Annotated in this window: 19 protein-coding genes; 7 read left to right on the top strand and 12 right to left on the bottom strand. The window is 31.3% G+C overall.

The window, feature by feature from the left end; all coding sequences use genetic code 11:
- Nucleotides 1-237: 237 nt before the first annotated feature.
- Nucleotides 238-603 (top strand): P-II family nitrogen regulator, encoded by a 366-nt coding sequence (locus CLRAG_RS02775; protein ID WP_065076969.1) that lies wholly within the window; start codon nt 238-240, stop codon nt 601-603.
- A 215-nt stretch (nt 604-818) separates the two neighbouring features.
- Nucleotides 819-1,655, top strand: a complete 837-nt coding sequence (locus tag CLRAG_RS21200; protein ID WP_065076968.1) for a methyl-accepting chemotaxis protein — start codon at nt 819-821, stop codon at nt 1,653-1,655.
- A gap of 196 nt (nt 1,656-1,851) precedes the next feature.
- Here the strand turns inward: CLRAG_RS21200 and CLRAG_RS02765 are convergent, their stop codons facing one another.
- A complete protein-coding gene (locus CLRAG_RS02765) occupies nt 1,852-2,727 on the bottom strand; it encodes a LysR family transcriptional regulator (protein ID WP_065076967.1) in 876 nt (291 codons plus the stop codon).
- A 264-nt stretch (nt 2,728-2,991) separates the two neighbouring features.
- On the opposite strand from CLRAG_RS02765, the gene pdxR reads away from it, so the two are divergent.
- Both pdxR and cooS read left to right on the top strand, forming a co-directional pair.
- Nucleotides 2,992-4,398, top strand: a complete 1,407-nt coding sequence (pdxR, locus tag CLRAG_RS02760; protein ID WP_065076966.1) for a MocR-like pyridoxine biosynthesis transcription factor PdxR — start codon at nt 2,992-2,994, stop codon at nt 4,396-4,398.
- 403 nt (nt 4,399-4,801) lie between these two features.
- Nucleotides 4,802-6,694, top strand: coding sequence for an anaerobic carbon-monoxide dehydrogenase catalytic subunit (gene cooS, locus CLRAG_RS02755; RefSeq protein WP_065076965.1), 1,893 nt, complete (start codon nt 4,802-4,804; stop codon nt 6,692-6,694).
- A gap of 61 nt (nt 6,695-6,755) precedes the next feature.
- On the opposite strand, the gene CLRAG_RS02750 is transcribed toward cooS, so the two are convergent.
- The 4 genes from CLRAG_RS02750 to CLRAG_RS02735 form a co-directional block, all read right to left on the bottom strand.
- Entirely contained in the window at nt 6,756-7,649 is an 894-nt protein-coding gene (locus tag CLRAG_RS02750; protein ID WP_083985514.1) for a radical SAM protein, read from the bottom strand.
- A gap of 17 nt (nt 7,650-7,666) precedes the next feature.
- On the bottom strand, nt 7,667-8,515 hold the full coding sequence (nifH, locus tag CLRAG_RS02745) for a nitrogenase iron protein (protein WP_065076964.1): 849 nt from the start codon (nt 8,513-8,515) through the stop codon (nt 7,667-7,669).
- A gap of 67 nt (nt 8,516-8,582) precedes the next feature.
- The gene (locus tag CLRAG_RS02740; RefSeq protein WP_065076972.1) at nt 8,583-9,905 is read right to left on the bottom strand and encodes a nitrogenase component 1; all 1,323 of its coding nucleotides are present in this window, start codon (nt 9,903-9,905) and stop codon (nt 8,583-8,585) included.
- Between the two features lie 73 nt (nt 9,906-9,978).
- On the bottom strand, nt 9,979-11,451 hold the full coding sequence (locus CLRAG_RS02735) for a nitrogenase component 1 (protein ID WP_065076963.1): 1,473 nt from the start codon (nt 11,449-11,451) through the stop codon (nt 9,979-9,981).
- Nucleotides 11,452-11,760: 309 nt separating this feature from the next.
- Here CLRAG_RS02735 and CLRAG_RS02730 point away from each other — a divergent pair, with 309 nt between their 5' ends.
- Nucleotides 11,761-12,261, top strand: coding sequence for a putative ABC transporter permease (locus CLRAG_RS02730; protein WP_013240811.1), 501 nt, complete (start codon nt 11,761-11,763; stop codon nt 12,259-12,261).
- Between the two features lie 321 nt (nt 12,262-12,582).
- Here the strand turns inward: CLRAG_RS02730 and CLRAG_RS02725 are convergent, their stop codons facing one another.
- On the bottom strand, nt 12,583-12,918 hold the full coding sequence (locus CLRAG_RS02725; RefSeq protein WP_065076962.1) for a cupin domain-containing protein: 336 nt from the start codon (nt 12,916-12,918) through the stop codon (nt 12,583-12,585).
- Nucleotides 12,919-13,168: 250 nt separating this feature from the next.
- Here CLRAG_RS02725 and CLRAG_RS02720 point away from each other — a divergent pair, with 250 nt between their 5' ends.
- Nucleotides 13,169-15,190, top strand: a complete 2,022-nt coding sequence (locus tag CLRAG_RS02720) for a methyl-accepting chemotaxis protein (RefSeq protein WP_065076961.1) — start codon at nt 13,169-13,171, stop codon at nt 15,188-15,190.
- A 190-nt stretch (nt 15,191-15,380) separates the two neighbouring features.
- Here CLRAG_RS02720 and CLRAG_RS02715 read toward each other — a convergent pair whose 3' ends face one another.
- Together CLRAG_RS02715 and CLRAG_RS02710 are read right to left on the bottom strand one after the other, a co-directional pair.
- Nucleotides 15,381-16,685, bottom strand: coding sequence for a M18 family aminopeptidase (locus CLRAG_RS02715; RefSeq protein WP_065076960.1), 1,305 nt, complete (start codon nt 16,683-16,685; stop codon nt 15,381-15,383).
- 39 nt (nt 16,686-16,724) lie between these two features.
- Nucleotides 16,725-17,807, bottom strand: a complete 1,083-nt coding sequence (locus CLRAG_RS02710; RefSeq protein WP_065076959.1) for an FAD:protein FMN transferase — start codon at nt 17,805-17,807, stop codon at nt 16,725-16,727.
- A 120-nt stretch (nt 17,808-17,927) separates the two neighbouring features.
- Between CLRAG_RS02710 and CLRAG_RS02705 the strand changes: the two genes are divergently transcribed.
- Nucleotides 17,928-19,157 (top strand): Nramp family divalent metal transporter, encoded by a 1,230-nt coding sequence (locus CLRAG_RS02705; protein WP_065076958.1) that lies wholly within the window; start codon nt 17,928-17,930, stop codon nt 19,155-19,157.
- A gap of 65 nt (nt 19,158-19,222) precedes the next feature.
- Here the strand turns inward: CLRAG_RS02705 and CLRAG_RS02700 are convergent, their stop codons facing one another.
- The 4 genes from CLRAG_RS02700 to CLRAG_RS02685 form a co-directional block, all read right to left on the bottom strand.
- Nucleotides 19,223-21,091, bottom strand: a complete 1,869-nt coding sequence (locus CLRAG_RS02700; RefSeq protein ID WP_065076957.1) for a hypothetical protein — start codon at nt 21,089-21,091, stop codon at nt 19,223-19,225.
- Between the two features lie 14 nt (nt 21,092-21,105).
- A complete protein-coding gene (locus CLRAG_RS02695; RefSeq protein ID WP_065076956.1) occupies nt 21,106-22,416 on the bottom strand; it encodes a cell wall-binding repeat-containing protein in 1,311 nt (436 codons plus the stop codon).
- Nucleotides 22,417-22,651: 235 nt separating this feature from the next.
- Nucleotides 22,652-23,887, bottom strand: a complete 1,236-nt coding sequence (gene hydF / locus CLRAG_RS02690) for a [FeFe] hydrogenase H-cluster maturation GTPase HydF (protein WP_065076955.1) — start codon at nt 23,885-23,887, stop codon at nt 22,652-22,654.
- A 19-nt stretch (nt 23,888-23,906) separates the two neighbouring features.
- The gene (locus CLRAG_RS02685) at nt 23,907-25,304 is read right to left on the bottom strand and encodes an aspartate ammonia-lyase (protein ID WP_065076954.1); all 1,398 of its coding nucleotides are present in this window, start codon (nt 25,302-25,304) and stop codon (nt 23,907-23,909) included.
- Between the last annotated feature and the right edge of the window lie 8 nt (nt 25,305-25,312).

The raw sequence follows: 25,312 nt of genomic DNA, 5'->3' as shown, positions 1-25,312 counted from the left end.
ATGGGAATTAGTATCAGATATTAAAATTCTTTTTGACGAACTTAATTCTAATTTTGCTAAGATTCATTCATTAGCTTATGCTAGAAGTTTCCTAGTATAAGTTAAATTATCACTTAGAAACCCTATATAATATTATGTAAAGAATTAATTTATTAATTTGTACATTTTAAGTATCCAGATCAATGATTGTAGAATTACGAAAGAAATTGAAATATATTTAATAAGGGAGGTAAAACAATGGGTAATAAACTTAAAAAGGTGGATATTATTACTCACAAAGCTAAATTGGAGGAATTAAGAGAAGCATTAAATGACATTGGTGTTACGGGTATGACTGTTACAAATGTTTTAGGATGTGGAGTACAAAAAGGTTATAAGGAATATTATCGTGGATTAACCATGGACATTAATCTACTACCAAAAGTAAAAGTAGAAGTGGTAGTCTGTGAAGTACCTGTAGAACTTGTTATTGAAACTGCTAAAAAAATACTCCACACAGGAGAAATAGGTGATGGAAAAATATTTGTTTATGATATTGAAAACGTTATACGTATAAGTACTGGTGATGAAGGGAGAGAAGCCCTACAATATAGTAAGCCTTAGATTTAATATTAAATGGAAATACCCACTTGTTTATTGTAGTAATATTGCAGTAGACTAGCGGGTGTTTTCTTATTTGTAGTGTTTTCATAAAATAGGTATATGGTAAATTAATCATAAATTTACTTATATACAAATGCAAGGAATATATTTCAATTTATACAAGTAAGATGTATAATATATATTGTATTTATAGTAAATTAATTGGAGGCAAAAATATGTTATCACCGATAGTTGAAAATACAATATTTAATTCTTTAAATGATTCACTGCAATACATAGATATACTTTTTGGTCATCATATAACTATATATATTACTGATACAGAAAAAATTTTAAAAATTCTTTATAGTGACAAGCTAAGTTTATCAAGTAAAGAAGGAGATCCAATACCAAGAAAAGGACCGCCAGGTGAGGCACTAAGAACTGGAAAGCCAGTAATAGATATTGTTTCCAAAGAATTATACGGAGTACCTTTTAGATCGTACTCAATTCCAATTAAAGATAATAATAACAAGGTAATTGGTCTTTTACTAGCGGCACAAAGTCTTGAAAATATGGATAAGGTGCTGACTCTATCTAAAAATGTATCTGGTTCTCTTAAACAAATGTCCTTGGCAAGCAGTGATATTTCCGAGCAAATCCAAAACATAGTTAACTCAAATGAAGATACTTCTAAAGCATTAAATAAAGCTAATAAAAATGCTAAGGATACTAATGAAATCTTAAGATTTATACAAAGCATTTCAAAGCAGACAAATCTTTTGGGATTAAATGCAGCTATTGAAGCTTCAAGAGCAGGAGATAATGGAAAAGGCTTTGGTGTAGTTGCACAAGAAATAAGAAAATTGTCTAAATCAAGTAGTGAATCAGTTAAAGAAATTGATTCCGTGCTAAAAGAAATTACCAGTTCTATGGAACTTGTTACTAATAGTATAAATAAATCAAATTCCAATTTTGAAGCAGCAAGCAGTGCAATAGAGGAGATAACTTCATCTATTCAAGAACTTTCTTCAACTGCTGAAGTATTGGAAGAAGTATCTAAAAAAGTTTAATTAGCATAGTATAAAAGTGCTAATTGATAATCAGTAGACTGTAGGGTCAAATGCTGTTATAACTGCCAAAAAATAAATGGTTATAGGAATTACAACTGCTTATTTTTTGGTTTTTTAGTGCAGCTGAAATTTCAATTAATCATAGTATAGAGATTACGGCAGCTTAGTAAGTAAAAATAACGCATGTATATTAGTTTTAGTAATTTAGCATATAATTTGTGAATATTTTCACTAAATTGGGCTCAAATCGGTGTTTCTTAGTTATTAAACAAATTTCCCATTTGAAAGAAGGATCTTTAAAAGGAATTGGATAAATGTCCTCATAGTTAATATCTTTAGCCATAAAATCAATACTTATTCCAATACCTTTATTAAAATGACTTAGTTTATGAACGGTAATAATTTCTGAGGTAGTAAAGACTATATTTGGTTCAAAACCTGATTCTCTGCATTTATTAATAAAGTTGTGATAAAAATGAAATTTTTCATTAAGAATAATAAATTTTTCGTTTTTTAATTCTTTAAAATCCACTGATGTTTTTTTAGACAATGGATTTTTTTTATTTACTAAAATACAAGGATACTGAGATTTAATGGCAGTAGAATTAAAAGTTTTTTCATTAACGGGGCCAATTGAAACAGCTAAATCTGCTTTTTCATTCATAACAACTTCTTCACAAATTGAATCAGGATAAGTTTTTATAACTAACTTAATGTTAGGATAAGTTTTTTGGAAGTCAGATATAATATCTGGTGATAGAGCATTAAGAACTCCAAAGCTAAAACATACGGTTAGAGTTCCCTCATTGATATTAGCCATTTTATTCATGTCATCTAAAATCAAATCAAACTCCTGTACAATATGTTCCGATCGTTTTTGCAAGTATTGCCCATATTTTGTTATTTTGATTCCTTTAGGTGTAGTATGAAGTAAAGGATATTGAAGTTCTTCTTCCAAATTACTAATTGCCTTGCTTAAGCCCTGTTGAGTAATATAAATTTCTTTAGCAGCTTTTGAAAAACTCTTATGTTTGCAAACTTCTAGAAAATATTTTAATTGTTTGATCTCCAATTCATTACACCTGCCTTTTATAATATCTTAAGAAATTTTAAAAGTATAATATGCTAATTCTTATACTTTTATCTATTATGATATAATAATATAAAATATTGGTTGATACCGTTTTATGTTGATAAAATAAGAAATTAATATAACTTTATTGTAAAACACTAGTGTTATATGTAAAAGTGCCAGATTTAGAAAAAAGAATGAGGCCAACTATAGAAAAGCGTATTCTTAAAGAATCATGATTTTAGGTTAAAAGGATGTGAACGTATGTTTGTTTTAAAAGATAAAAGTGATGTTCCATTATATATTCAGTTGTACCAGCAGTTTAGAGAGCAAATTTTAAATGGTGATTTAAAGCCAGGTAGTAAACTGCCATCAAGCCGAAAACTATGCAGTGATTTACATATAAGTAGAAACACTGTAGAGATAGCTTATCATCAACTATATTCGGAAGGATATTTAATTAGTAAACCTCGCAGCGGATATTATGTTGAAAAGTTAGATCTTTCATATATTCATGGTACAAAAGAAGTTTTTTATAATAAACCTACGTTGCCAGATAATTCGGATTCATTAATTCAATATGATTTTAAATATGGGAAATTGAATGAGAGTGAACTTCCTATGACGCAGTGGAGAAAGCTTACAAATAAGTGCATAAAAAATTTTTCTAGGCAGATGACAAGTTATGGTCCAACTTTTGGAGAAATTGATCTTCGAGAAGAGATATTAAAATATCTTCATTATTATCGTGGAGTAGAATGTACGTTAGATCAAATTTTTATTGGGGCCGGCGTGAATTACTGTTTAGGTATGTTATGTCAACTTATTAAGGATATTACTACCACAATTGCAATGGAAGAACCAGGACATCATATAACCCGCCGTACCTTAGAAAATCATGGATTTAATGTGAAGCCTATTTCTCTTGATTCATCCGGATTAAATGTAACGGAACTAAATTCTACAAATACCAAAGCTGTGCATGTTACTCCATCACATCAGTATCCTTTAGGAATTATAATGCCTATTTCTAGAAGACTTGAGCTTATAGAATGGGCAATTAAAAACAATTCAATAATTATTGAAGATGATTATAGCTGCCACCTTAGATATAATACAAAACCTGTGCAGTCTCTTCAATCTCTTTGTAGTGATAGAGTTGTATATATCGGCAGTTTTTCAAAATTTTTATTTCCAACATTACGTTTATCATACATGATCATTCCCAAATGTATGTTAAATAAGTTTACTGTAATGTTTGAGGGGTATCCACCTTCTGTACCTTTTATTATCCAAAAAACTTTAGAACTTTTTATGAAAGAAGGGCATTGGGAAAGCTACCTTAGAAAAACTAATAGGATGCAGAAGAAAAAACATGATGCACTAGTTGAAAGTTTGAAAAGAATGTTTGGAGACAAAATTTCTATTTATGGCATGAATGCTGGTCTTCACATCTTAGTACAGGTGAAAGAAAATGTGTCAGAAAGGGAGTTAATTGAAAGAGCTCATGAAGTTGGTGTAAAAGTATATCCTACGTCGAAGTTTTGGAAATATCCTGAGAACAGTTTAAAAGGTACTGTTATGTTGGGATTTGGAGGAATAAAATTAGATGAAATTAATCCAGCTGTTAAACTTCTATATAAGGCGTGGACCAATAATAATGTAGATTAAAATAGAGAAAATAAATTGTTTTTGCCCTTCTTTTAAATTTTAAAGTTATAACTTTTAGTTGTATAAGTGTAAATTTAAGTTGTTTATCAAATGTAAATATATGTCGTATAATTTAAACATAAACACAAATATGTTAGGGGTAATCTCATTATTAGTATAATAGTGAGAAAAATTATATTAAATACAATATATCCTTCTTATATAAAATAGCAAAAGTATCTTATAAAGATACATTGTATAATCTTAAAAATACCTAAAACCCTATTTAGTTAAAAAAAGATTAATAATTTTTGCCCCTTCCATGTTAACCTTTACAAATTTGGTAGACAATTAGATTTTAACTATAATAAAAAAATACAATTTGGGTTATAAATTTATTATATTTTAAGGAGGTATTTTATTAATGGAAGACAGAAGATCAGAAATAGTAGCAGCTGAGGAAGAGCTTATTGAAAAAGCAAAAAAAGATGGTGTAGAAACTGTATGGGATAGAAAAGCTAAAATGAAAGTACAATGTGGTTTTGGTTTAGCTGGTGTATGCTGTAGAAATTGTGCTATGGGGCCTTGCCGGGTAAGTCCAGTTCCAGGAAAAGGAGTATCAAGAGGTATTTGTGGAGCTACAGCAGATGTTATAGTTGCAAGAAACTTTGCAAGAATGTGTGCAGCTGGAGCGGCAGCACATTCAGATCATGGTAGGTCAATATGTCTTTATCTTGAAAACGCATCAAGAGATGGACAAATAAATATAAGAGATGAGAAAAAGCTTGCAGCTGTTGCAAAGAGATTTGGAATTGAAACTGAGGGAAGAGATATTTATGATGTAGCACATGATTTGGCCGCAGCTACATTGAATGAGTATGGAAAACCTCATGGAAATTTGACTTTGCCTACAGCACTTCCTAAAAAAAGAAGAGAAGTATGGGACAGGCTTGGTGTAACTCCAAGGGCAATTGATAAAGATATAGTTAGTATAATGCACTCAACTCACATTGGATGTTCAGGAGATGCAGAAAATATTCTTAAAATGTCAATGAGAGCATCCCTTGGAGATGGATGGGGTGGTTCTTATATTGCAACTGAACTTAGTGATATTCTATTTACAACTCCATCAGAAGTAGAAACTACAGCTAATTTAGGCGTATTAGAGGAAAATTCAGTTAACGTTATACTGCATGGACATGAACCAGTACTTTCAGAAGCAGTTGTTGCAGCTGCTGAAGATCCTGAACTCATTGCTCTTGCAAAAGCTCAGGGTGCAGATGGAATAAATCTTTGTGGTATGTGTTGTACAGGAAATGAAATAGCACTAAGACATGGTATTAAGATGGCAGGAAACTTCCTTCAACAGGAACTTGCTGTAGTAACAGGTGCAGTTGAAGCATTGATAGTTGATGTTCAGTGCATAATGCCATCACTTGCAAAACTATCTCAATCTTATCATACTAAATTTATAACAACATCACCAAAAGCTAAGATAACAGATTCATTATATATTGAGTTTGATGAAGACAATGCCTATGAATGTGCAAAACAGATATTGAAAGAAGCTATATTAAATTATAAGAATAGAGATAGAGAAAAGGTTTTAATTCCTCATGAAAAATGTGATGCAGTGGTTGGATTTAGTACTGAAGCTATAGTTGACACCCTTGACAAGGTTGTCAATTCAAATATAGATCAGCTTCAAACAGTTAAACCTCTTGCAGATGTTATATTATCGGGTGTTATAAGAGGTGCAGCTGCTTTTGTAGGTTGTAATAACCCGAAAGTTGAACATGATGGACCTATAGTAAAAATGATTAAGTATTTAATTGCACATGATGTAATAGTAGTTGTTACGGGCTGTGCAGCTCATGCAGCAGCAAAGGCAGGATTGCTTTTAAAAGAAGCTAAAGAGATAGCTGGTCCTGGACTTAAAAAAGTGTGTGATTTATTAGATATTCCACCTGTTCTTCACCAAGGTTCATGTGTTGATATCAGTCGTAATTTACAACTTGTTGGTGAACTAGCAAATTATTTAAAATTGGATATCAGCGATTTGCCAGTAGTTGGAGCTGCTCCTGAATGGATGTCAGAAAAAGCAGTAGCTATAGGAATGTATGTAGTAGGAAGCGGTATAGATGCATGGCTTGGTGTTGTTCCACCTGTAACTGGAGGTCCATTTGTTGCAGATTATCTGTTAAATAAGATGGAAGATGACTATGGTTCAAAATTCTTTGTAGAACCTGATCCAGATAAGGCAGCAGAGCAAATGCTTCAAAGGATAGAGTCAAAACGTAAAAAATTAAATATCTAAAGATAAAAAACAAAGCAGGCATTTATCTAAAATGTCTGCTTTATTTTATGAGATTTATATGTTAGCCGTGAGAGAAAGTTTCAGGATAACTAGTGATTTCATAAAGTTCATTTGAAAAGTCTTTTTTACCAGGTATTCCACATGCATCTGCGCGGCAGTGTTTACAATTTTTAAATACAGAAATATACTTTTCAGCTGTTATTCTTGCTTCATTTAATTGCTGACATGTAGGAGCAAGAATATGGCTGAATTCATGTTGAGGTATAAGTGGTATGATGTTGTATAGAAATGCTCCTGCATCTTTAACGGTTTTAGCTATTGCCCCTATATGTTGGTCATTAATGCCTGGAATCAATACCGAATTTACCTTTACTATAACTCCAAGTTTACTTATTTTGGATATACCTTTTAGCTGATTATTTATGAGAATACTTGATGCTTCTTTACTGTAATATTTTCCGCCTTTGTAATTTATGTAAGATATAATTTTACTTCCAATACATGGATCTACAGCGTTTACAGTAACTGTTATAGTTCTTACTCCTACATCATAAATTTCTTGGGCATACTTATAAAGTAAAAGGCCATTAGTGCTAAGACATTTTATAAGGGTAGGATAGGCTCTATGAATAAGTTTAAAGGTTTCAATTGCTTGAGGAGTAGCCAAGCTATCTCCCGGACCGGCTATACCTACTACAGTTATTTGAGGACAAAGTTCTAGAGCCTTTTTAACTTTTTTTATAGTGTCTTTTGGAGATAGTATTTCCTTTGTAACACCAGGTCTATTTTCGCTGTCATTATAAACTCTTTTACAAAATTTACACTGTATGTTACAGTGAGAACTTACTGGAAGATGAATTCTTCCATAATTCGAAGCATTCCCTCTACTAAAGCAAGGGTGAACTTTTAAAGCATGAGATAATTCCATACTCTTATTTATATCTGCATTCTCCATAATATTTTCTCCCCATGCTATTGATTTTCTTGTTTCAGTAAATAATTTGCTAATTGCTTACCCCAATCTCTTAGTTCTTGAATACCTAGAGGGGAAGGCACTTTTGATTCAGTATGAACTGCTATTTTTTTAGCTAATCTAGTATAAATTTTAGCTTGATCGGAATCCGGGGCATCTTCAATGGTAGTTTTACCTTGAAGTTCGCTGTGTGTAACGGTAATTGACCTTGGTATATATTCGATTACCTGTGTATTTGTTTTTTCTGCAAAAGCATCAAGTATTTTTTTGTCATAAGGTTTGTTAATAGAATTTCCTATAATACCGCCAAGTAATGCTCCATCAGAATTAGAATATTTTTTAATACCTTTAAACAAATTATTAGACGCATATATAGACATGAAATCTGAGGAGGAAACCGTAAATACATGTTCTGCTATTCCCTCTCGTATTGGCATTGCAAAGCCGCCGCATACGACATCACCTAAAACGTCATATATTATATAATCTAAATCCAATTCCTCGAAAATTCTTTGTTGTTTAAAAAATTGTACTGCGGTAATGATACCTCTACCTGCACAGCCTACTCCGGGACATGGACCTCCTGATTCTACACAGTAGACTCCATTGAAACCCTCAAAAATTACATCATGTGCATCTACTTTATCTTTTTCTCGTAGTGTATCTAAAACGGTAGGAATGTAATTACCATTTCTCAATGTGTTTGTTGAATCGCTTTTAGGATCACAACCAAATTGCATTACTTTATAACCCATTTTAGATAGTGCTGCACTGATATTTGAAGTTGTGGTAGATTTACCTATACCGCCCTTACCATATATTGCAATTGACTTTATTTTTTTTGTCATTTCATTCACTCCCATAAATAAGTTAAAACTTTAATAAAATACAGTCCTTTTTGTAAGGTATAATTATTTAGTACTTATATGTTCCTAAAATGCTGTCGTATATATCTTCTGCCAATCGAAGTCCTCCGCTGTATCCAATATAGCTTCTATCTAAAACCAATCTGTGCATAACCGGCAAAGATATATTTAACCAAAATCCATTTTGATGTCGAGCTATATCAATATCCCAGGAGCTACCTAAAATTAGAGGAGTATGTCCATCATAATCATATTCTTTTAATTTATGAGATATTTTGCCTCCATCAATTTCAAAGATTACTTTAGATGAAGTATTTTTTGACAAGTGTTTAAATTGATTTATTATAAATTCTTGATATTCTTTAGGTGTATCTTCTGTAATGTATTGTTCTCCAGGAAGAATGCCGAGTCCATTTGGCAAAAATTTACTAATGCCAAGTGCATAAAAAGAGTCGTTTATATTAAAAAATCTATCTGGCATACTAAAGCGAAATTCAGTAAAAAAATCAATAGCTCTCTCTATGTAGTAGTAAAAATTTTTTTCTTCTTTTTTAATTAGACTTTCAATTCTTGATTTATCGAGTCCTGCAAATTCTCCTACTTGTCTTAGAAATTTACTAGTTTCACTTGCTCCTATAGGCACAACGGGGTAATGGAAATAAGGAGTTTTATATTTAGTTTTAAGCAGTTTGGCAGTTTTCAATCCTACCCAGGGAGATAGTACTAAATTAAACTCTGCATTAGGAATGGTTTTCCATTCTTTAACTCCTCCAGATTCTGGCCCAAAAAGTATATTTACCTTTAAACCTGTTGCTTCTAACAGATGCTTTATTTTAGCTAAATTTCCAGACCAAAAGCTATCCTGATAGGGAATTGATGCGAAAACATTTACTAATCGTTTTTCTTTTTTTACTTCAACATCACCAATAAATTGATTTATTATAGCTTCAATTACTAACTCATGACCCTTGTAATTAGTTCCTTTAAATCCGCCGGTTTCTGCAAAAACTATTGGAATATCTTTTTGCTGATATTCCTTAACTATATGTTTTACATCATCACCTACAATATCAGCTGTACATCCAGTTAAAACAACAAATAGATCTCCTTTTAAAACTTTTAATGCTCCATCTATTACTTCTTTTAATCTACTTTCTCCACCAAATATTACTTCTTTTTCTGTCGAATTAGTACAAGGAACGGAGCTTCCACCAGAATATCCTACTCCTTGATAGCCTGATGATGTGCTTAATCCACGGAAGAGTTTATATGAACATCCAGGGCCTGAATGAACTATAGGAATAGCTTTCTTAATAGCAGCTACAGTCTGTTGGCATCCTAGTGCACAAAAATGCCGGGGTTGTTCAACTATATTATTTGTATTATTACGCCACCAGAATAAGGTAGAATTCCATTTTTCTGAACGCTGATTATCATCATTATTATTATTCAATTTTCTCCCTCCCTAAAAATGTTTGAGGATCTTGATTCATCCACCAGCTAGTATATGGAAGTTCTGAATGAGCAGCAATATTGCTTACGAATTCCTTAGTTGCAAGAGTGTCTAAAATTTTATTACCATAGTTCAAGATTCCTTGATAGCTTATACCAAATTGTTCATCTCCAATTAATAATGTTGGTATTCCAAGGTTTACACCCCAAGCCGATAAACTACCGTGCCGTACAATTAATACATCTGGCTTTAATTTATTTAATGTATTCACCAATTCAAAGACTTGTTTATTGCAAACATTAAAGTTTTTAATATCTCCATAATTGTCAACTACATATTTTAAAACATCACATTTTTTATTTCCATTGTCATAGTGGGGATCATGATGGAATATTCCTGCACCAACAACATTCATTCCAAGATCATTCATCAGTCCTAGTAAACTATGTCCATGGGCAGCTCCAGCACATACATAAACTTTTTTACCTTTCAATTTATCTCTTAATTCTTCAAGTTCTTCTGAAATTCTTTTTCTTTCTTGTTTTATAAGTATTTCAACTTCTCTTTCTTTATGGGTTACCTTCCCAAGTTCCCTAAAAAATTGATCTGAAGCTTTAAGACCATAGGGAGGTGGTGATTTTACCTCTGGAACTCCATATTCTTGTTCTAAAGCTGCAGCTAGATAGGTACCTAGAGTAGGGCAAACTTCTACTGTGGCAGCAGCTTCGGATATTTTCTCTAATTGCTCAATAGTGGTAAAGGGTACAATATAATTAGGCTTAAGACCTATTCGTCTAAACAAATCAGTAAATACGTCGCTACCCCAAAAATTTATAACATTAACTAACTTCTTTTCCTTTTTAACAGGTGGCTTGACTATTTTTCTGATAATCCCATGAAAAGCAGAGTCAAATCCCGTTGCCCATATTTTAGATTTAAAACCTTCACAGGAAATGTATACAACCGGTATACCTAATTCACTTTCTAGTTTATCAGTTATACCTGACACATCATCTCCGATGATACTGGATGCACAAGAGGTTGTTACAAATATTGCTTTTGGTTTAAATCTTATATATGCATTCCTTATAGTTGCCTCTAGCTTTGCTCCTCCACCATAAATCATATCTTTTTCTTCAAGATTTGTGCTCAATAAATTTACATTTTTTAAAGGTAGTTTCCTTCTTATCTGTTCTCCTCTATTAGTAAAATTAAACTCGGCGAAATCCGCACTACATCCTAGTGGGGCATGGTTTATTATTGCAGAATCTCTTATCATTACAAGCATAGACAATGCTCTACTTGAACTACATTCAGTACATTGAGTGAAGGAACGTTTTCTTCCACAAAACTTATTTTGTGTGGATTTGTCACATAACTCCCTAGCAGTTCCTTTGAATTCATTATTTGAACCTAATCGTGATTCTCTAATTTCAACTTCTGATGATTTTGTGTTGATACTCACTTATATTCCCCCTTTCAGGTTTTCTAAGTATAGAAATAAAATTTAATATTATAATTTAGACATGAAAAAGATTTGGGGTTTTTCATACTATGATAAATCTAATTACAGCTTAGAATTGATTGTCCATTAAAATTGTAGGAATTAATATAATACGTTTACAATTAAATTGTACAGCAGATATTTATATTTTAAAAACAACTTAATTTTAGATATTAACAACTAAAAGTTTAATGTGTATAACAAAAAGTAATAAGAAGAAATTAAATAGAACAAACTAGTATATGGACTTATACATGAGAGGTGTTTTGTTTGAAATATAAAAAAAACAAGATAATCCATTTTTTCATATTCGGAAGTATTTATTTAAATGTAGAGATAATTTCTAGAGCATGCTGTGGTGCATTAACAGGTTTTAGTGGTATATGTAAATGGAGTTTATGTGGGTGGACTTCCCTTTGGATGTTTCCTATAGGAGGATTATGTGCTGCATTAATTGGAAGTTTGAATGATAGACCTGAATATTATAACTTAAAAATGTGGCAGCAGGTTATAATGGGAGGTTCTTTAATTTGTATAGTGGAACTACTTACAGGAGTATTTTTTAATTTATATTTGCATTTCAATTTGTGGGACTATTCACAAGAGAAATTTAACTTTATGGGACAAATATGTTTAAAAAACAGTATTTACTGGTATGTATTAAGTATTGTAGTAATATGGTTTGATGATGTTTTATCTTACTATTTTTATGAAGGAGAAAAACCATCCAGCTTATTAAGTTACGTTGTAAAGTTAGTTAAGTTGCAATAGAGCATCATAAGAGAATTTAGAAGTCTTATAAAAAATATTAAGGTATTGATTTTGAAATATGGGATGAAGATACTATAGAGTATTAGAGCTACTAAAGAGAGGAATAATAGAAGTTGAAATTTATTATTATGGGCAAGTAGTGGGATAGGAACAGCTGTTGTACCTGAGGCTGCTATTGGACTTATTCCCAATTCAAATTTCAATTATAAAAAAATTAAACTAGCTTCTGTGGAAACACAGACAGCTATAATATGGATGAAAAATCAGTATTTGTCCTCAGCAGCCAGACATTTTTTAAAAACTTTTAAGGTATAAAATTATTTAATGTTTTACTACAGTTAAAAGCATTTTAAATTTTTCTACAGCTTTTAATCCATGGGGAATGTCAGAAGGCATTATTATAGCTTCACCTGATTTTAAAATAAAAACATTATCATCTATTGTAATTTCAGCTGTACCATCTAGTATTTGAACCATAGCGTCACCAGAAGTCACATGTGTGCTTATACCTTCACCTTTGTCTAGTGAGAATAAAGTAATATTTGAAGTAGGTATTTGTGCTATAGTTTTGCTTATAACTTGACCTTCTTGGTAAGAGATAAGATCTTTCAAATTAAGCACCTTTGAAAATTCTATGTTCTTCATTAAATTGTTCATAACGTTACCTCCTAGAAATTTTAATTATAGTATAAGCTTGTTTTTGACAAAAATACGTACCATAAGATACCATTATTACTGGAATAATTAATTATGTATTAAATAAGTTATGGACATTTTCTTAAGCACATATTAATATATCTCAACAAATAGAGAATATTTTTAATATTTATAATTGTGTTATTTTACTTTTTGCTATAATGCTTGCATAATTTATTACGAAAAAAATCATACAAAGGGGATGATTTTTATGCAAGATGCTAATAAACTAAAGGATTCTGTAAAATTTAAAATATTAGCTGTGCCTGCAGCAATAATTTTTATAGTTATAACTATTATTGCATGTGTATCTATAGGAATAGCAAGAAATAAAATATTATTACAGACAAAAACAGATGGAATGAGTATAGCAAATGAAATTGGTGCTGAATTAGAAAGAAACAATAATTCTATAGATGAGTTGAATAATTCTATAGACACTAGAATAAGGACACTAGGAAGTTTTTTAGTAAACAATTCTGATAAAATTAATAATGATTATCTAACATCCATTGCAAAACAGTTTGATGTAGATGAAATAAATTCTACTGATCCATCTGGAAAAGTAATATATTCAAATCTAACATCAAGTATTAATTTTGTATTTGACAGTAAAACTGATTCTTATAAAGTACTAAAGGGAAATAAAGATATATCAATAGAAAATATTAGAAAAAGTGCTGAATCCAACAATTATTATAAATATGGAAGTATTAGAAAATCCGATGGAGGAATTATACAAATAGGAATTTTGGCAAATAAAGTTCAAAAATTAACTTCAAGTCTTGAAACACAAAACGTTTTGGAAAATATAGTTAAAGACAAAAGTATTGTATATGCTTTGTTTGTAAATAAAAACTTAAAAATTATAGCTCATAGTGATAAAAGCAGAGTGGGTATGACTGTACATGATATAGGAAGTAAAACTGCTGCTGTAGATGGAAAAACTTATTTTTCAGAGTATAAGTATAAAGGGAAAATACCAGTTTATGATATACTAATACCTATAGCTAAAAATGGTATAACCATAGGAGCAGTAGATGTAGGTATGTCCATGGAAAATGTACATAAGACAGTTTATACTACTATAGCAATTATAATAATTTTATCACTTATGTGTTTTACTGTAGCTGTAATTATACTGATTAAGATATCTAAGGGTATAACATCTCCTTTAGAAGAATTGGTTACTGCTGCTAAAAAAATAGAAAATGGTGATTTAGACAGTAAAATAACTGTAAATAGTAAAGGTGAGATTGGGGTATTAGCACGCAGCTTTAAAAATATGAGTGAAAGTTTAAAAAATACTATAGGTTCTATAAGAGAAAATTCAATAAATATAAGATCAATGTCTGATGATTTGAATACCAGTGCAGAACATATGACTGGTGCTGCAAATGAAGTTGCAAATGCTATACAGGAAGTAGCAAAGGGAACTACACAGCAGTCACAAGATTTAATTTTTGTGTCAAATGTTGTAGATAAGTTTGAAAAAGAATTTGAAAATATATCCGGAAAGCTTTCAAATGTCAATGATAGCTCCAAGATAACAAGAAGTAAAGCTGATAATGGAAAAGAACAGGTAAAGCTGCTTCTACAATCAATAGGAGATGTAAAAACGTCATTTGAAAAAGTTACAGGAAAGATTGATAGCTTAAATGATAGTGTTTCAAAAGTTGGAAATATAACTGAAGTGATAAATGACATATCAGAACAAACCAATCTTCTAGCACTGAATGCGGCAATTGAAGCATCAAGGGCAGGGGAAGCAGGAAAGGGTTTTTCTGTTGTAGCTGAAGAAGTTAGATTACTTGCAGAACAGTCCAAGGAATCAACTGGCCAGATACAATCACTTGTTAAATCAATAAGCATTGAGACTAAAGAAGTAATGTCTACTTCAAATAAAGTTAAGAATTTAGTTGAAAATCAAACTGTTATAGTAGATAAAACTATAAATTCTTTTGAAGAAATGACTTCTTCCATACAGACCATTAGACCACTAGTTAAAGATGTGAATGAATCTTTAGAGTCTACCAATAATTCCAAGAATGATATTGTTGGAAAAGTTGAAGCTGTGACTGCCGTATCTGAGGAAACATCAGCTTCATCGGAAGAAATAGCAGCATCTTCAGAGGAAATGTTAGCCTCATCTGAAAGTGTTGCAAAACTTTCAGAACAACTAGAAGAAATGGTAGATAAATTTAATGAGCAGATAAGTAAATTTAAATGTTAAGATAAACAGGGTTCTTGGCATCAGATGGAGTTTTGACTCCACCTGATGCTTAGAAATCGTTATCCAGGGACGTACCTGCTTTAATACTCCAACTTAGAGAAGTTGGAGTATTAAAGCAGGTAGTCATCGGATAAATTATGTAAAAAAGGTTTTTGGAAAATCCAAAAACCTTTTTTAGTTACATAAAATATTATAGATCATAAAATTTATTAAAGGATTCTAAAGCATATACATAATCTTTTATGCCACCTAATTCTCTTACGGAATGCATGGATAATATAGCTAAGCCCATGTCTAAGGACGTCATGTTTATATGACTTGAAGATATTGGACCTATAGTTGAACCTCCTCTTTCATCTGATCGATTCACAAATACTTGAACAGGAACTCCAGCTTCGCAGCATATATTTTTATATATGGCACTGGATACAGCATCTGTAGTATAGCTCTGGCTGGCACTTATCTTTATAATAGGGCCTTTATTTATAATAGGTCTGTTTACAGGATCAGATTTCTCTTGATAATTTGGATGCAGTGCATGACCCAAATCACAGGATATTATAAATGATTTTGATATAGCTCTGTAAAAATCATCTTTGCTTTTACCAAGATTGAAAGCTATTCTTTCTAATATAGACAAAAGCATAGGTGAATTTGCACCCTGTTTTGTGGTGCTCCCTACTTCTTCATTGTCAAAGCAGACCATTACATTTGTAGTATTTTTAATCTTGCTATTTGAAATTGCTTTTATCCCTGAATAAACCATGCTTAAATCATCTAGTCTTCCTGAGGATATAAATTCCTGGTCAGCGCCTATTATGCTGCCTTTTTCAAATTCATATAGGAATAAGTCAAAATCCAATATATCTTCTTCAGGTACTGAAAGTTCTTCACTTATAATTTGAGTAAGGTAATGTCCCTGTTTGAATTTATCATTTACTAGTGCTAAAAGAGGGAGGATATGTTTTTGCCTATTTAGTTCAACACCTGAATTTATATCTCTATTCATATGTATTGCTAAGTTTGGTATTACCATAAGAGGTTTTTTTATGTTTAAAAGTTTTATCTCAGGATGAAAGGAATCTTTGCTTTTTAAAACGACTCTTCCTGCTAACGAAAGAGGTCTATCCATCCATGTATTTAATATTGGGCCTCCGTATACTTCTGTATTTAGCTTTACATAAGCACCTTCTACTTCTATGTCTGAATTTGGCTTTACTCTAAAGCTGGGTGAATCAGTATGAGCTCCTATTATTCTAAACCCATCGTTTTCAAGTTCGCCTTTTCCAACTGTAAAAGCAATAAGGGCAGATTGATTTTTAGTTACAAAATATTTACCTCCCTTTTTTATTTTTAAAGCTTCTCCCTCTTTAATTTCTACAAATCCAAATTTTTTAAGTTCAGATACAGCATTTTTTACTGCATGAAAGGAAGTTGGACTTTCGTAAATATAATTTATAAGTTCTTCAGCCTGTTTAATTTCATAATTTTTCATAATGTCCTCCTTAAAATCTAGATAGATGATTTATCTATGTTAGTTTGCCATTTTAAAATTCTTATTTAAATCAGAAAACTTATCTTTAAACTTTGATGATGTGTAAACCTTATTATCTTTGGTAGTAACCTCGCAAGATATACCAGGTGTTTTGTTTACCAAATTTAAACCTTCCTTAGGGCCTAATTCAAATACAAGTAGAGACATGATGTCGGCTGTGGTATTACTATCAGAGACATTATTGTCAACTATAACAGTTACACTCATAACTCCATTATCTACAGGGTATCCTGTTGCAGGATCAAGTATATGATGATATCTTTTACCATTTTTTATAAAATATCTTTCATAATCACCTGAGGTAGATAGTCCTTCGTTTGATAGTTTAACTATACCTAGCATATCATCGCTTCTAGGATTTTTAATTCCTATTCCCCAAGGGGAATTACTTTCATTTTTACCAACTGCATATATAGAACTTGAGCCTAAGTCTATAAGTCCATTTTTTATATTATATTTTTTGTAAATCTTTAATACTTCATCAGCAGCAAATCCTTTGGCAATTCCGCCTAAATCTAAGGCCATGCCGGGCTGCGTCAGCATAATACTACTATTTTTTTCATCAATTTTGATCTTATCATATCCGACTAGTGGTAATTTAGATTTAATTTCTGAATCCGATGGTAGTCTTGCTTTGTCGGTACCTATTCCCCATAGGTTTATTATAGGACCTACTGTAATATCCCACTTACCACTACTTATTTTTGAATATTTTTGTGAGAGTTTTATCATTTTAATTATTTCAGGGTTAACCTTTACATAATTTTTGCCTGAAGCGTTGTTAATTTTCATAATATCGCTGTTATTTACAGTAGTACTTGCCATATCATTTAGTTGATACAATTTTTTAACACTTTCATCTACTGCTTTCTGAGCATTAGTCCCATAGGCTTTTAAATCCATTGGCGTATCCATCGTTATTATGTTTTTTTCATAGAGCTGATTATTAGAAGCGTTATTGTAAGAACATGAACTAAGTAGTAAAATGAATGACAAACAAACTATTAGTTTTAAAACATGGAATTTTATCTGTGAATTGTATTTTTGACCATTTCGTAACATTTTACATCACCTCATATGTTATATTATATATGACTCATGTTTGTACATCAACTAAAGGAAAAACGGTATAATTTATGTATATATAAATGTGATGTATATATAAAAATAGGAGAATAAAATATGAAAAAGAAAAATAAATTTTTATTGATATTAAGCATAATTGGTCCTGGATTAATCACTGTAAATGCAGGAAATGATGCAGGTGGTATTACTACTTATGCGACTATTGGAGCATCCTATGGTTACAACATGCTTTGGGGACTGTTATTAATAACATTTAGCTTATCTGTTATACAGGAAATGAATGCTAGAATGGCTGTTGTAACAGGAAAGGGGCTTTCTGATTTAATCAGAGAAAATTTTAGCGTTAAGCTTGCCTTTTTTGCAATGCTAATTTTATTTGTTGCTAATTTTGGTGTTTGTGTAGGTGATTTTGCTGGTATAGCTGCTAGCATGGATATGTTTGGCATAAATAAATATGTTTCGGTTCCTGTAATGGCGTTTGTTGTTTGGTTCCTTATTACAAAAGGTTCTTATTCAAATATAGAAAAGATATTTTTAGCTTTTACACTTGTGTTTTTTTCTTATATAATAACTTGTTTTATAGAAAAACCAGATTGGAATCATGTAATAAGAGCAACTTTTACTCCTACTTTAAAATTTGACAGTGGATTTATTTTGTCATTTATAGGAATGATAGGTACTACAATTACTCCGTATATGCAGTTTTATCTTCAATCTTCTGTAGTAGATAAGGGACTACAAATAAAAGACTATAAATATGAAAAATTGGATGTATATTTAGGTTCCGTTTGGGGAAATTTGGTTGCATTTTTTATAATAATATGTACTGCTGTTACCTTATACAAAGCAGGAGTAAAAATAGATAGCGCCAGCCAAGCTGCACAGGCACTTAAGCCGCTAGCAGGAAACTATGCGTCCATCCTCTTTGGAGTTGGGCTTTTTGGAGCATCTGTGCTTGCATGTATGGTTATTCCATTGTCTACTTCATATGCAATATGTGAATGCTTTGGACTTGAAAGCGGATTAGACCATAAGTATAAGGAATCGCCTGCTTTTTATGGTATTTTTACTTTTATGATAATATTTAGTTCAATAATAGTATTGATACCTAATGTATCATTAGTAGGGGTTATGCTTGTTACCCAACAGCTTGCAGGAATTTTATGTCCTATTATATTAATATTTATGGTATTACTTACTAATAATAAAGAACTTATGGGTGAATATGTTAACAATGGATTACAAAATATTATCATATGGGTAACTGTAATATTTATAATTGTTCTTTCAGTAATTCTTTTTGTTTCACCGTTTATTAAAATCTAAGAAACTAAAGGAGCTAAATTAAAATTCTTAATTTAGCTCCTTTAATAATTTAAATGATATTTGAATTAATTTTGGTTTAATTTAGTGTCATTAGATAGATCTTTAGTATTTTTAAGTGTATCCTCATTATTTGCTTTACTTAAATTGTCTGCAGAGGAGTTATCTTTATTGTCAGTATTATTGGTGGTATTTGTATTTAAATTATTGTTTGAAGTTGTATCCTGAGTATTTAAAGAAGAGTTATCTTTAGGTACTGTATATATAATATTATTTATGTTGTAAGTTCCCTCTAAAGTTGTAAGTGGTTTAGTAAAAGTACCTTCTGCTTCTGTTTGACCTTCTTTTAAATCATTAAGATAAGCCATACCTACAAAATCATCACCTTTATATACAAGAACAATTACTTTGTTTCCAAAAACTGTATTTTTGGCAAAAGGATCAGTAAAGTGAACTTTTATACCTTCCTTAGTCAATTTTTCTATAGTGAAGTAAGGTTTAATTTCTATTGGATCAGAAACATAATCATCCATAGTGTTTCCTGCATCATCAGTTATATTTTTAGCTACTAGTTTCCATTTACCTTCAGTTAATGTAGTAACAGGATTTATTAGAAATGAACCAAAATCTCTAAATCTAATGATTCCTTCATTCTGTGGATCAAAATCATACTTAAAAGGGATTTGATTTAGTCTAAATGCAATTTTATCACCATTGTCCTCACCTTTAGCACCAGTTTTAAGTATGTCACCCATTAATGAATATTTTCCTTCGATTGTTACAGGATTACCATCTTTATCAAGTATGTTGTTTCCCTTATCATCAACTTTATAGTATTTAGCTGAGAATATTGGAAGACCATATTTGTTATCTTTAAGTTGTTGTTGACTAGGGGTCAGAGGATTGTATCCACTTTCTATTTCGGGAAGGGTTCCGCCTGATTTTTCTAAAGAATCTGCCATTTCTTGTGTAAATATTTGAACAGGCTCATTAAATACAAGTCTTGTATTTCCAGCAGTCTGGAAACCATTTTCACCGATATAAGTATATATAGGTTTTTGATATATTACCTTTGGTTTTTGAGTATCTTTTGCAAGATTTATGCTGCGTTTTGCAGTTAACTCGGTTGAACCATCTGCATTTGTGAGTTTGTTTCCATTTGCATCCTCTAGGTTTTCTGCTGTGAGTTTTAATCCATTTACTCTAGCATCGTAATAATTTATGCCAGTTTCTTCAGTATTTAAAATTCTTGTCCAATCTTCTGTAAGTTCTATGTATAGACTGTTTACATTTCCTTTATTTTTTACAACGAAACCTGATACAGGTTTCCCCCCATGTACATTTGCAAGAGCTGTAGGTTTATTAGAGCCATCCAAATTAATGATAATTTCTCCAAGTTTATCAGTTCCGTAGGGATCTTTTTTAGTGTTGTCTGGAACTATGATTTTTAAAGTCCCTTTACTTCCGTTTATATTTTGATTAAAATTTACTACAAATTGTTCTATAGATTCATTGTCAGCATCTTTATCATGTGAGTAATCTCCATCTTGATACCAATCAAATGAAAAATTATGGTTTTTGTAAATACTTGAATCTTCACCATTTACTTTTAAGATATCATTTGAAATAGTGTCTAGAGGTGTACCATTTTTTAAATTTGTAAAACTTTCTATATCCTTTCCTGTGTACCATTTTCCATTGTATTTATAGTAAACTCCATTTTTATTGTCTACTGTTTTTGATGACTCTACAAAAGTATTTAGATTATAAACTGAATTATTAGCACTGTCTAGTTTAAATAAGCTTTTTCCAAGTACTAGAGAATTATCTTGTATATTAGGTAATTGATCAATGCTTTCTGCTAGTGCACAATTTCCTGCTCCTAAAATCATTATTGTTGATAGTGCCAATGAATACATAAATTTTTTTCTTATCATTTTTATACCTCCAATTATTTTATTCCACTAAAGTTAATATATTTTCCATCCTTTGAAATTTGAAATTTGGATCTATCAGTGTCATCTCCAAAGAAAATAGATAGAGGTTTTGTTATTCCATCTCCATCCTCGTCACTAGCTATTACTGTTCCATCATACAGTAATTTATATCCTTTTAGCATTTCTGAACCGTTGTTTGAGGTTACTTCTAGGTCATAAGTAAATGCGCCTGGAAATGACTGTTTCATAGATACAGTATAGGAGGATTCATTAGAATTAGAAGAACTACTTGAACCTCCTGAACTTTCAGAAGTGTTATTTTCTTTAGAAGGAGAGCTATTTATATTAACTAAAGTATCTACTAGATTTGCAGATACAATTTTTTCTCCACCAAGTGCAATTATAATGCTTTCTTTAGTAACTTTGGATTTTATAAGATTCAAAGTATCTTTATTTATATCAGTGTTAACTAACACCACTGGGTTACAATTCTTTGCAGCTAATGCAGAACTTGATAGAGCATCGGCAAATTGGTCTATTCCATTATGCTGTGCAGCAGTTAAGTATATGTTGTTAAAATTTATAGAGTCTTGAAATCTGTTCAATATTTTTTCGTTACTTTCATAACGATCTTTTCCATATATTCTCTCAGGGTTTGAAACAATTTTTTCTATATCTTTTGAAACACAAGCTTCTCCTCCAATTATGTAAGTTTTAGTAACAGAATTACTTTTTACATAATTTTGTATACCGTTATTGTTTTGATCTGCTAACAATATAGGCATATTTTTATTTGCAGCTATAGAGCTTATTGATAGTGCATCTGACGGAACTTTACCTGAAACTAATACAATATTATTACTTTTTCCGACTTTTTCTGCAATGATTTTTGAAGTTTCATATCTATCAGTTCCACCTAATCTATCAATTTTTTTCAAATTAGGTACAGAGGATTTTATTTCATCTTCAACTTTGCTATTTATAACTCCTTTTCCACCTATAATAGTGACGCTATCAGGATTTAATCTTTTTAATTCTTGTTTTATATTTTGATTTAGACTATCTTTATTGTTAAGTAAAATAGGTGCATCATATTTTTTAGCTAGTGGTACAGCACAAAGTGCATCGGGGAAATTTTCTCCATTGCATATAATCACATTGGAAGAAATTTTCCAACCTTCCTTACTTATCAGTGCAGAAGTTTCATATCGGTCGTTTCCGAAAATTCTTTTTTGATTTAATGTATATGAAGATTCCGCAAAAACAGTTGATGTAGAAAGTAGTATTGTTGACATTATTAAGCCTATAATTTTTTTTGAATTCAATTAGATCCCCCCTCGTAGCATTTCTTGATTTAGTTAAAGTTTAATTATGATAGAAATTTAACATAATAAAGCCTCCTTACAATATAATGATAATATATTTCATATGAGATTGATTATCATTCACGTTCATACTTTAACATAGATATGATGTGTAGTCAATATAAAGTGAAAAGCAGTTGACTGAAATATTATTTTAGCCAACTGCTTTTTACTTTATAATTATATCTCTTGTAATTTAATTTTCATCGTCCCATGCCATTTTAGCTAGTGGAAATGGTTTTAAAGCTCTATCTAGTATACCTTGGACATATGCAATAAGTATGCCATAGTTTACAATAGGGACATTAAGTTCTTTTGCAGTATTTATTCTATAAAGCATTGCGGCTCTATTTAACATGCAAGCACCGCAGTGAACTACTAAGGCATATTTCTTTATTTCTTCTGTAAAAGAAACACCAGATGAAAATTCAAAATCTATTTTTTTACCGGTAATTTGTCGTATCCATCTAGGAATTTTTACTTTACCTATATCATCAGATTGTCTATGGTGAGTGCAGCCTTCTGCAATAAGTACTTTGTCTCCATCTTTTAATTTTTTTACAGCTTTTACTCCTTTTATAAGTTCTACTAGGTCTCCTTTGCATCTTGCAAAGAGTATGGAAAAGGAAGTCATCAATATATCTTTTGGGGTATCTGCTGCTACTTTTAAAAATGCTTGGGAATCTGTAACTACTATTTTAGGTTTTTTCCCTAGGTTTTGTAAGGTTTCTCTAAGTTCAAATTCTTTAGTTACCACTGCAGTAGCATCACTTTCCAGTATATCTCTTATGGTTTGCTGCTGAGGGAGAATAAGTCTTCCTTTAGGAGCTGCTTTATCTATTGGAGTTACAAGAACCACAAAGTCTCCAGGGTTTATTAAATCACCAATTACTTTAAATTTATCTTCACTTTGAGGTTGTGCAGCTATTATTTGATTTTTTAACTCAAGTATACCTTTTCTTTTAAGTGCAGATACTTTTACAATTGGTATTTTGAGTTCTTTTCTCATATGTTCTACATCTAAATCTTTTATATCAGCAGCATCGATTTTGTTTAAGACTCCTATAAGGGGAATTTTTTTATTTTTAATTTGATTTATTATAGACTCGTCATAATCTGTAATTCCAACAGTTGAATCTATTACAATTATTGATATGTCAGTTTTATTTAAAACGCTTAATGTTTTTTCTTTTCTAAGTTCGCCGAGTTCGCCTTCATCATCAAGGCCTGCGGTATCTATTATTACACAGGGACCTATGGGAAGTATCTCCATAGATTTATAGACTGGATCTGTAGTAGTACCCCTTACGTCTGATACGATGGCTATATCTTGGCCTGTTAAAGCGTTTATAATACTTGATTTGCCAGCATTCCTTTTGCCAAAGAGTGCTATATGTGTTCTTACTGAGCGAGGTGTTTCATTTAAACTCATAAGTAATCTCCTCCAATATTTATTTGCCAGGTATACCTGGTTTTGTCAGCTGATATGGATTTATTATTTCATCTATTTTTTCCTTAGGCAGTATTTTTTCTTCATATAGAATTTCTCTTATAGTTTTATGATTTTTCAAGGCTTTCTTTGCAAGCTCACTAGCCTTATCATAACCTATGTAATGTACTAATGCAGTTACCAGTGCTGTGGAATTTTCAAGATTTTTTTTACAATTTTCTTCATTTACTTTGATTCCGCTAATGCACTTTTCCCTAAATAGTGTAACTGTTCTTTCTAAAAGTTCTAGGGATTCAAGTAGACATTCTGCAATGAGTGGAGTGAATGCATTTAACTCCAATTGACCTGAACTGCTGGCCATAGTAATTGCTGTGTCGTTTGATATTACTCTCATACTTACCTGTGCTACCATTTCAGCTATGACTGGATTGACTTTTCCCGGCATGATGGTTGAACCTGCTTGTACCTTTGGAAGAATGATTTCTCCTATTCCTCCCCGGGGTCCCGAATTTAAAAGCCTTAAATCATTTGAAATTTTTAAAAGATTGCAGGCTAGGGACTTTAAAAGTCCTGAGACCTCAACAAATACATCACAATTTTGAGTAACATCCATAGGATAATCGGAACGGGCAATTCCAAGGCCGGTTAAGTCTTGAAGTACATCTGTTATCTTATATATAAATTTATTAGTTGCATTAAGACCTGTACCTATAGCGGTACCGCCTATGTTGATTTCCCTGAGTCTTTCTTCTACTTTATATATTCTCCATCTATCTCGAGATATTGCTTTGGCGTAAGCACCAAAACCTTGTCCTACCATCATGGGAAGCGCATCCATTAGTTGGGTTCTACCTAATTTCAATATATCTGAAAAATCGTTTTCTTTAACTTGAAGCTCTTCCTGAAGATCAGACAGACAACTGCTTAACTTTCTTATGCGGCGTATAGCTGCAATTCTAAGAGCAGTAGGATAAACATCATTTGTAGATTGAGACATATTTACATCATTTAAAGGATGTACTAATGAGTAATCTCCCTTTTTACCACCTAGTAGCTCTATAGCTCTGTTTGCTATGACTTCATTTACATTCATATTTGTGGATGTGCCGGCTCCACCTTGAAATGCACTTAACTTAAATTGATCGTCAAATTTGCCACCGATAACTTCTTCACTAGCTTTAATTATGGCATCAGCTTTTTCAATTTTAAGTTCTCTTAAATCTTTATTGACTAGGGCAGCTGCTTTTTTTATGAGTGCAATTTCTTTAACTAAATTTAAATTAACGGTTTTGCCCTGTAAATTAAAATTTTCTAAAGCTCTTTCGGTATTAATACCAAAATAGGAAGAGGTTTCAATTTCCTTTTCTCCAAGTAAATCTTTTTCTACTCTAAAGTTCACATTTTATC

The sequence above is a fragment of the Clostridium ragsdalei P11 genome (genome assembly GCF_001675165.1).
GTDB classification, from domain to species: domain Bacteria; phylum Bacillota; class Clostridia; order Clostridiales; family Clostridiaceae; genus Clostridium_B; species Clostridium_B ragsdalei.
Note: the sequence above shows the minus strand (reverse complement) of the source record. Positions and strands in the feature narration are given on the sequence as shown.

Coding starts and splice junctions, on each gene's coding strand:
- CLRAG_RS02775 (WP_065076969.1), top strand. CDS start 238: ATGGGTAATAAACTTAAAAAGGTGGATATTATTACTCACAAAGCTAAA.
- CLRAG_RS21200 (WP_065076968.1), top strand. CDS start 819: ATGTTATCACCGATAGTTGAAAATACAATATTTAATTCTTTAAATGAT.
- pdxR (WP_065076966.1), top strand. CDS start 2,992: ATGTTTGTTTTAAAAGATAAAAGTGATGTTCCATTATATATTCAGTTG.
- cooS (WP_065076965.1), top strand. CDS start 4,802: ATGGAAGACAGAAGATCAGAAATAGTAGCAGCTGAGGAAGAGCTTATT.
- CLRAG_RS02750 (WP_083985514.1), bottom strand. CDS start 7,649: ATGGAGAATGCAGATATAAATAAGAGTATGGAATTATCTCATGCTTTA.
- nifH (WP_065076964.1), bottom strand. CDS start 8,515: ATGACAAAAAAAATAAAGTCAATTGCAATATATGGTAAGGGCGGTATA.
- CLRAG_RS02725 (WP_065076962.1), bottom strand. CDS start 12,918: ATGAACAATTTAATGAAGAACATAGAATTTTCAAAGGTGCTTAATTTG.
- CLRAG_RS02720 (WP_065076961.1), top strand. CDS start 13,169: ATGCAAGATGCTAATAAACTAAAGGATTCTGTAAAATTTAAAATATTA.
- CLRAG_RS02715 (WP_065076960.1), bottom strand. CDS start 16,685: ATGAAAAATTATGAAATTAAACAGGCTGAAGAACTTATAAATTATATT.
- CLRAG_RS02710 (WP_065076959.1), bottom strand. CDS start 17,807: ATGTTACGAAATGGTCAAAAATACAATTCACAGATAAAATTCCATGTT.
- CLRAG_RS02705 (WP_065076958.1), top strand. CDS start 17,928: ATGAAAAAGAAAAATAAATTTTTATTGATATTAAGCATAATTGGTCCT.
- CLRAG_RS02700 (WP_065076957.1), bottom strand. CDS start 21,091: ATGATAAGAAAAAAATTTATGTATTCATTGGCACTATCAACAATAATG.
- hydF (WP_065076955.1), bottom strand. CDS start 23,887: ATGAGTTTAAATGAAACACCTCGCTCAGTAAGAACACATATAGCACTC.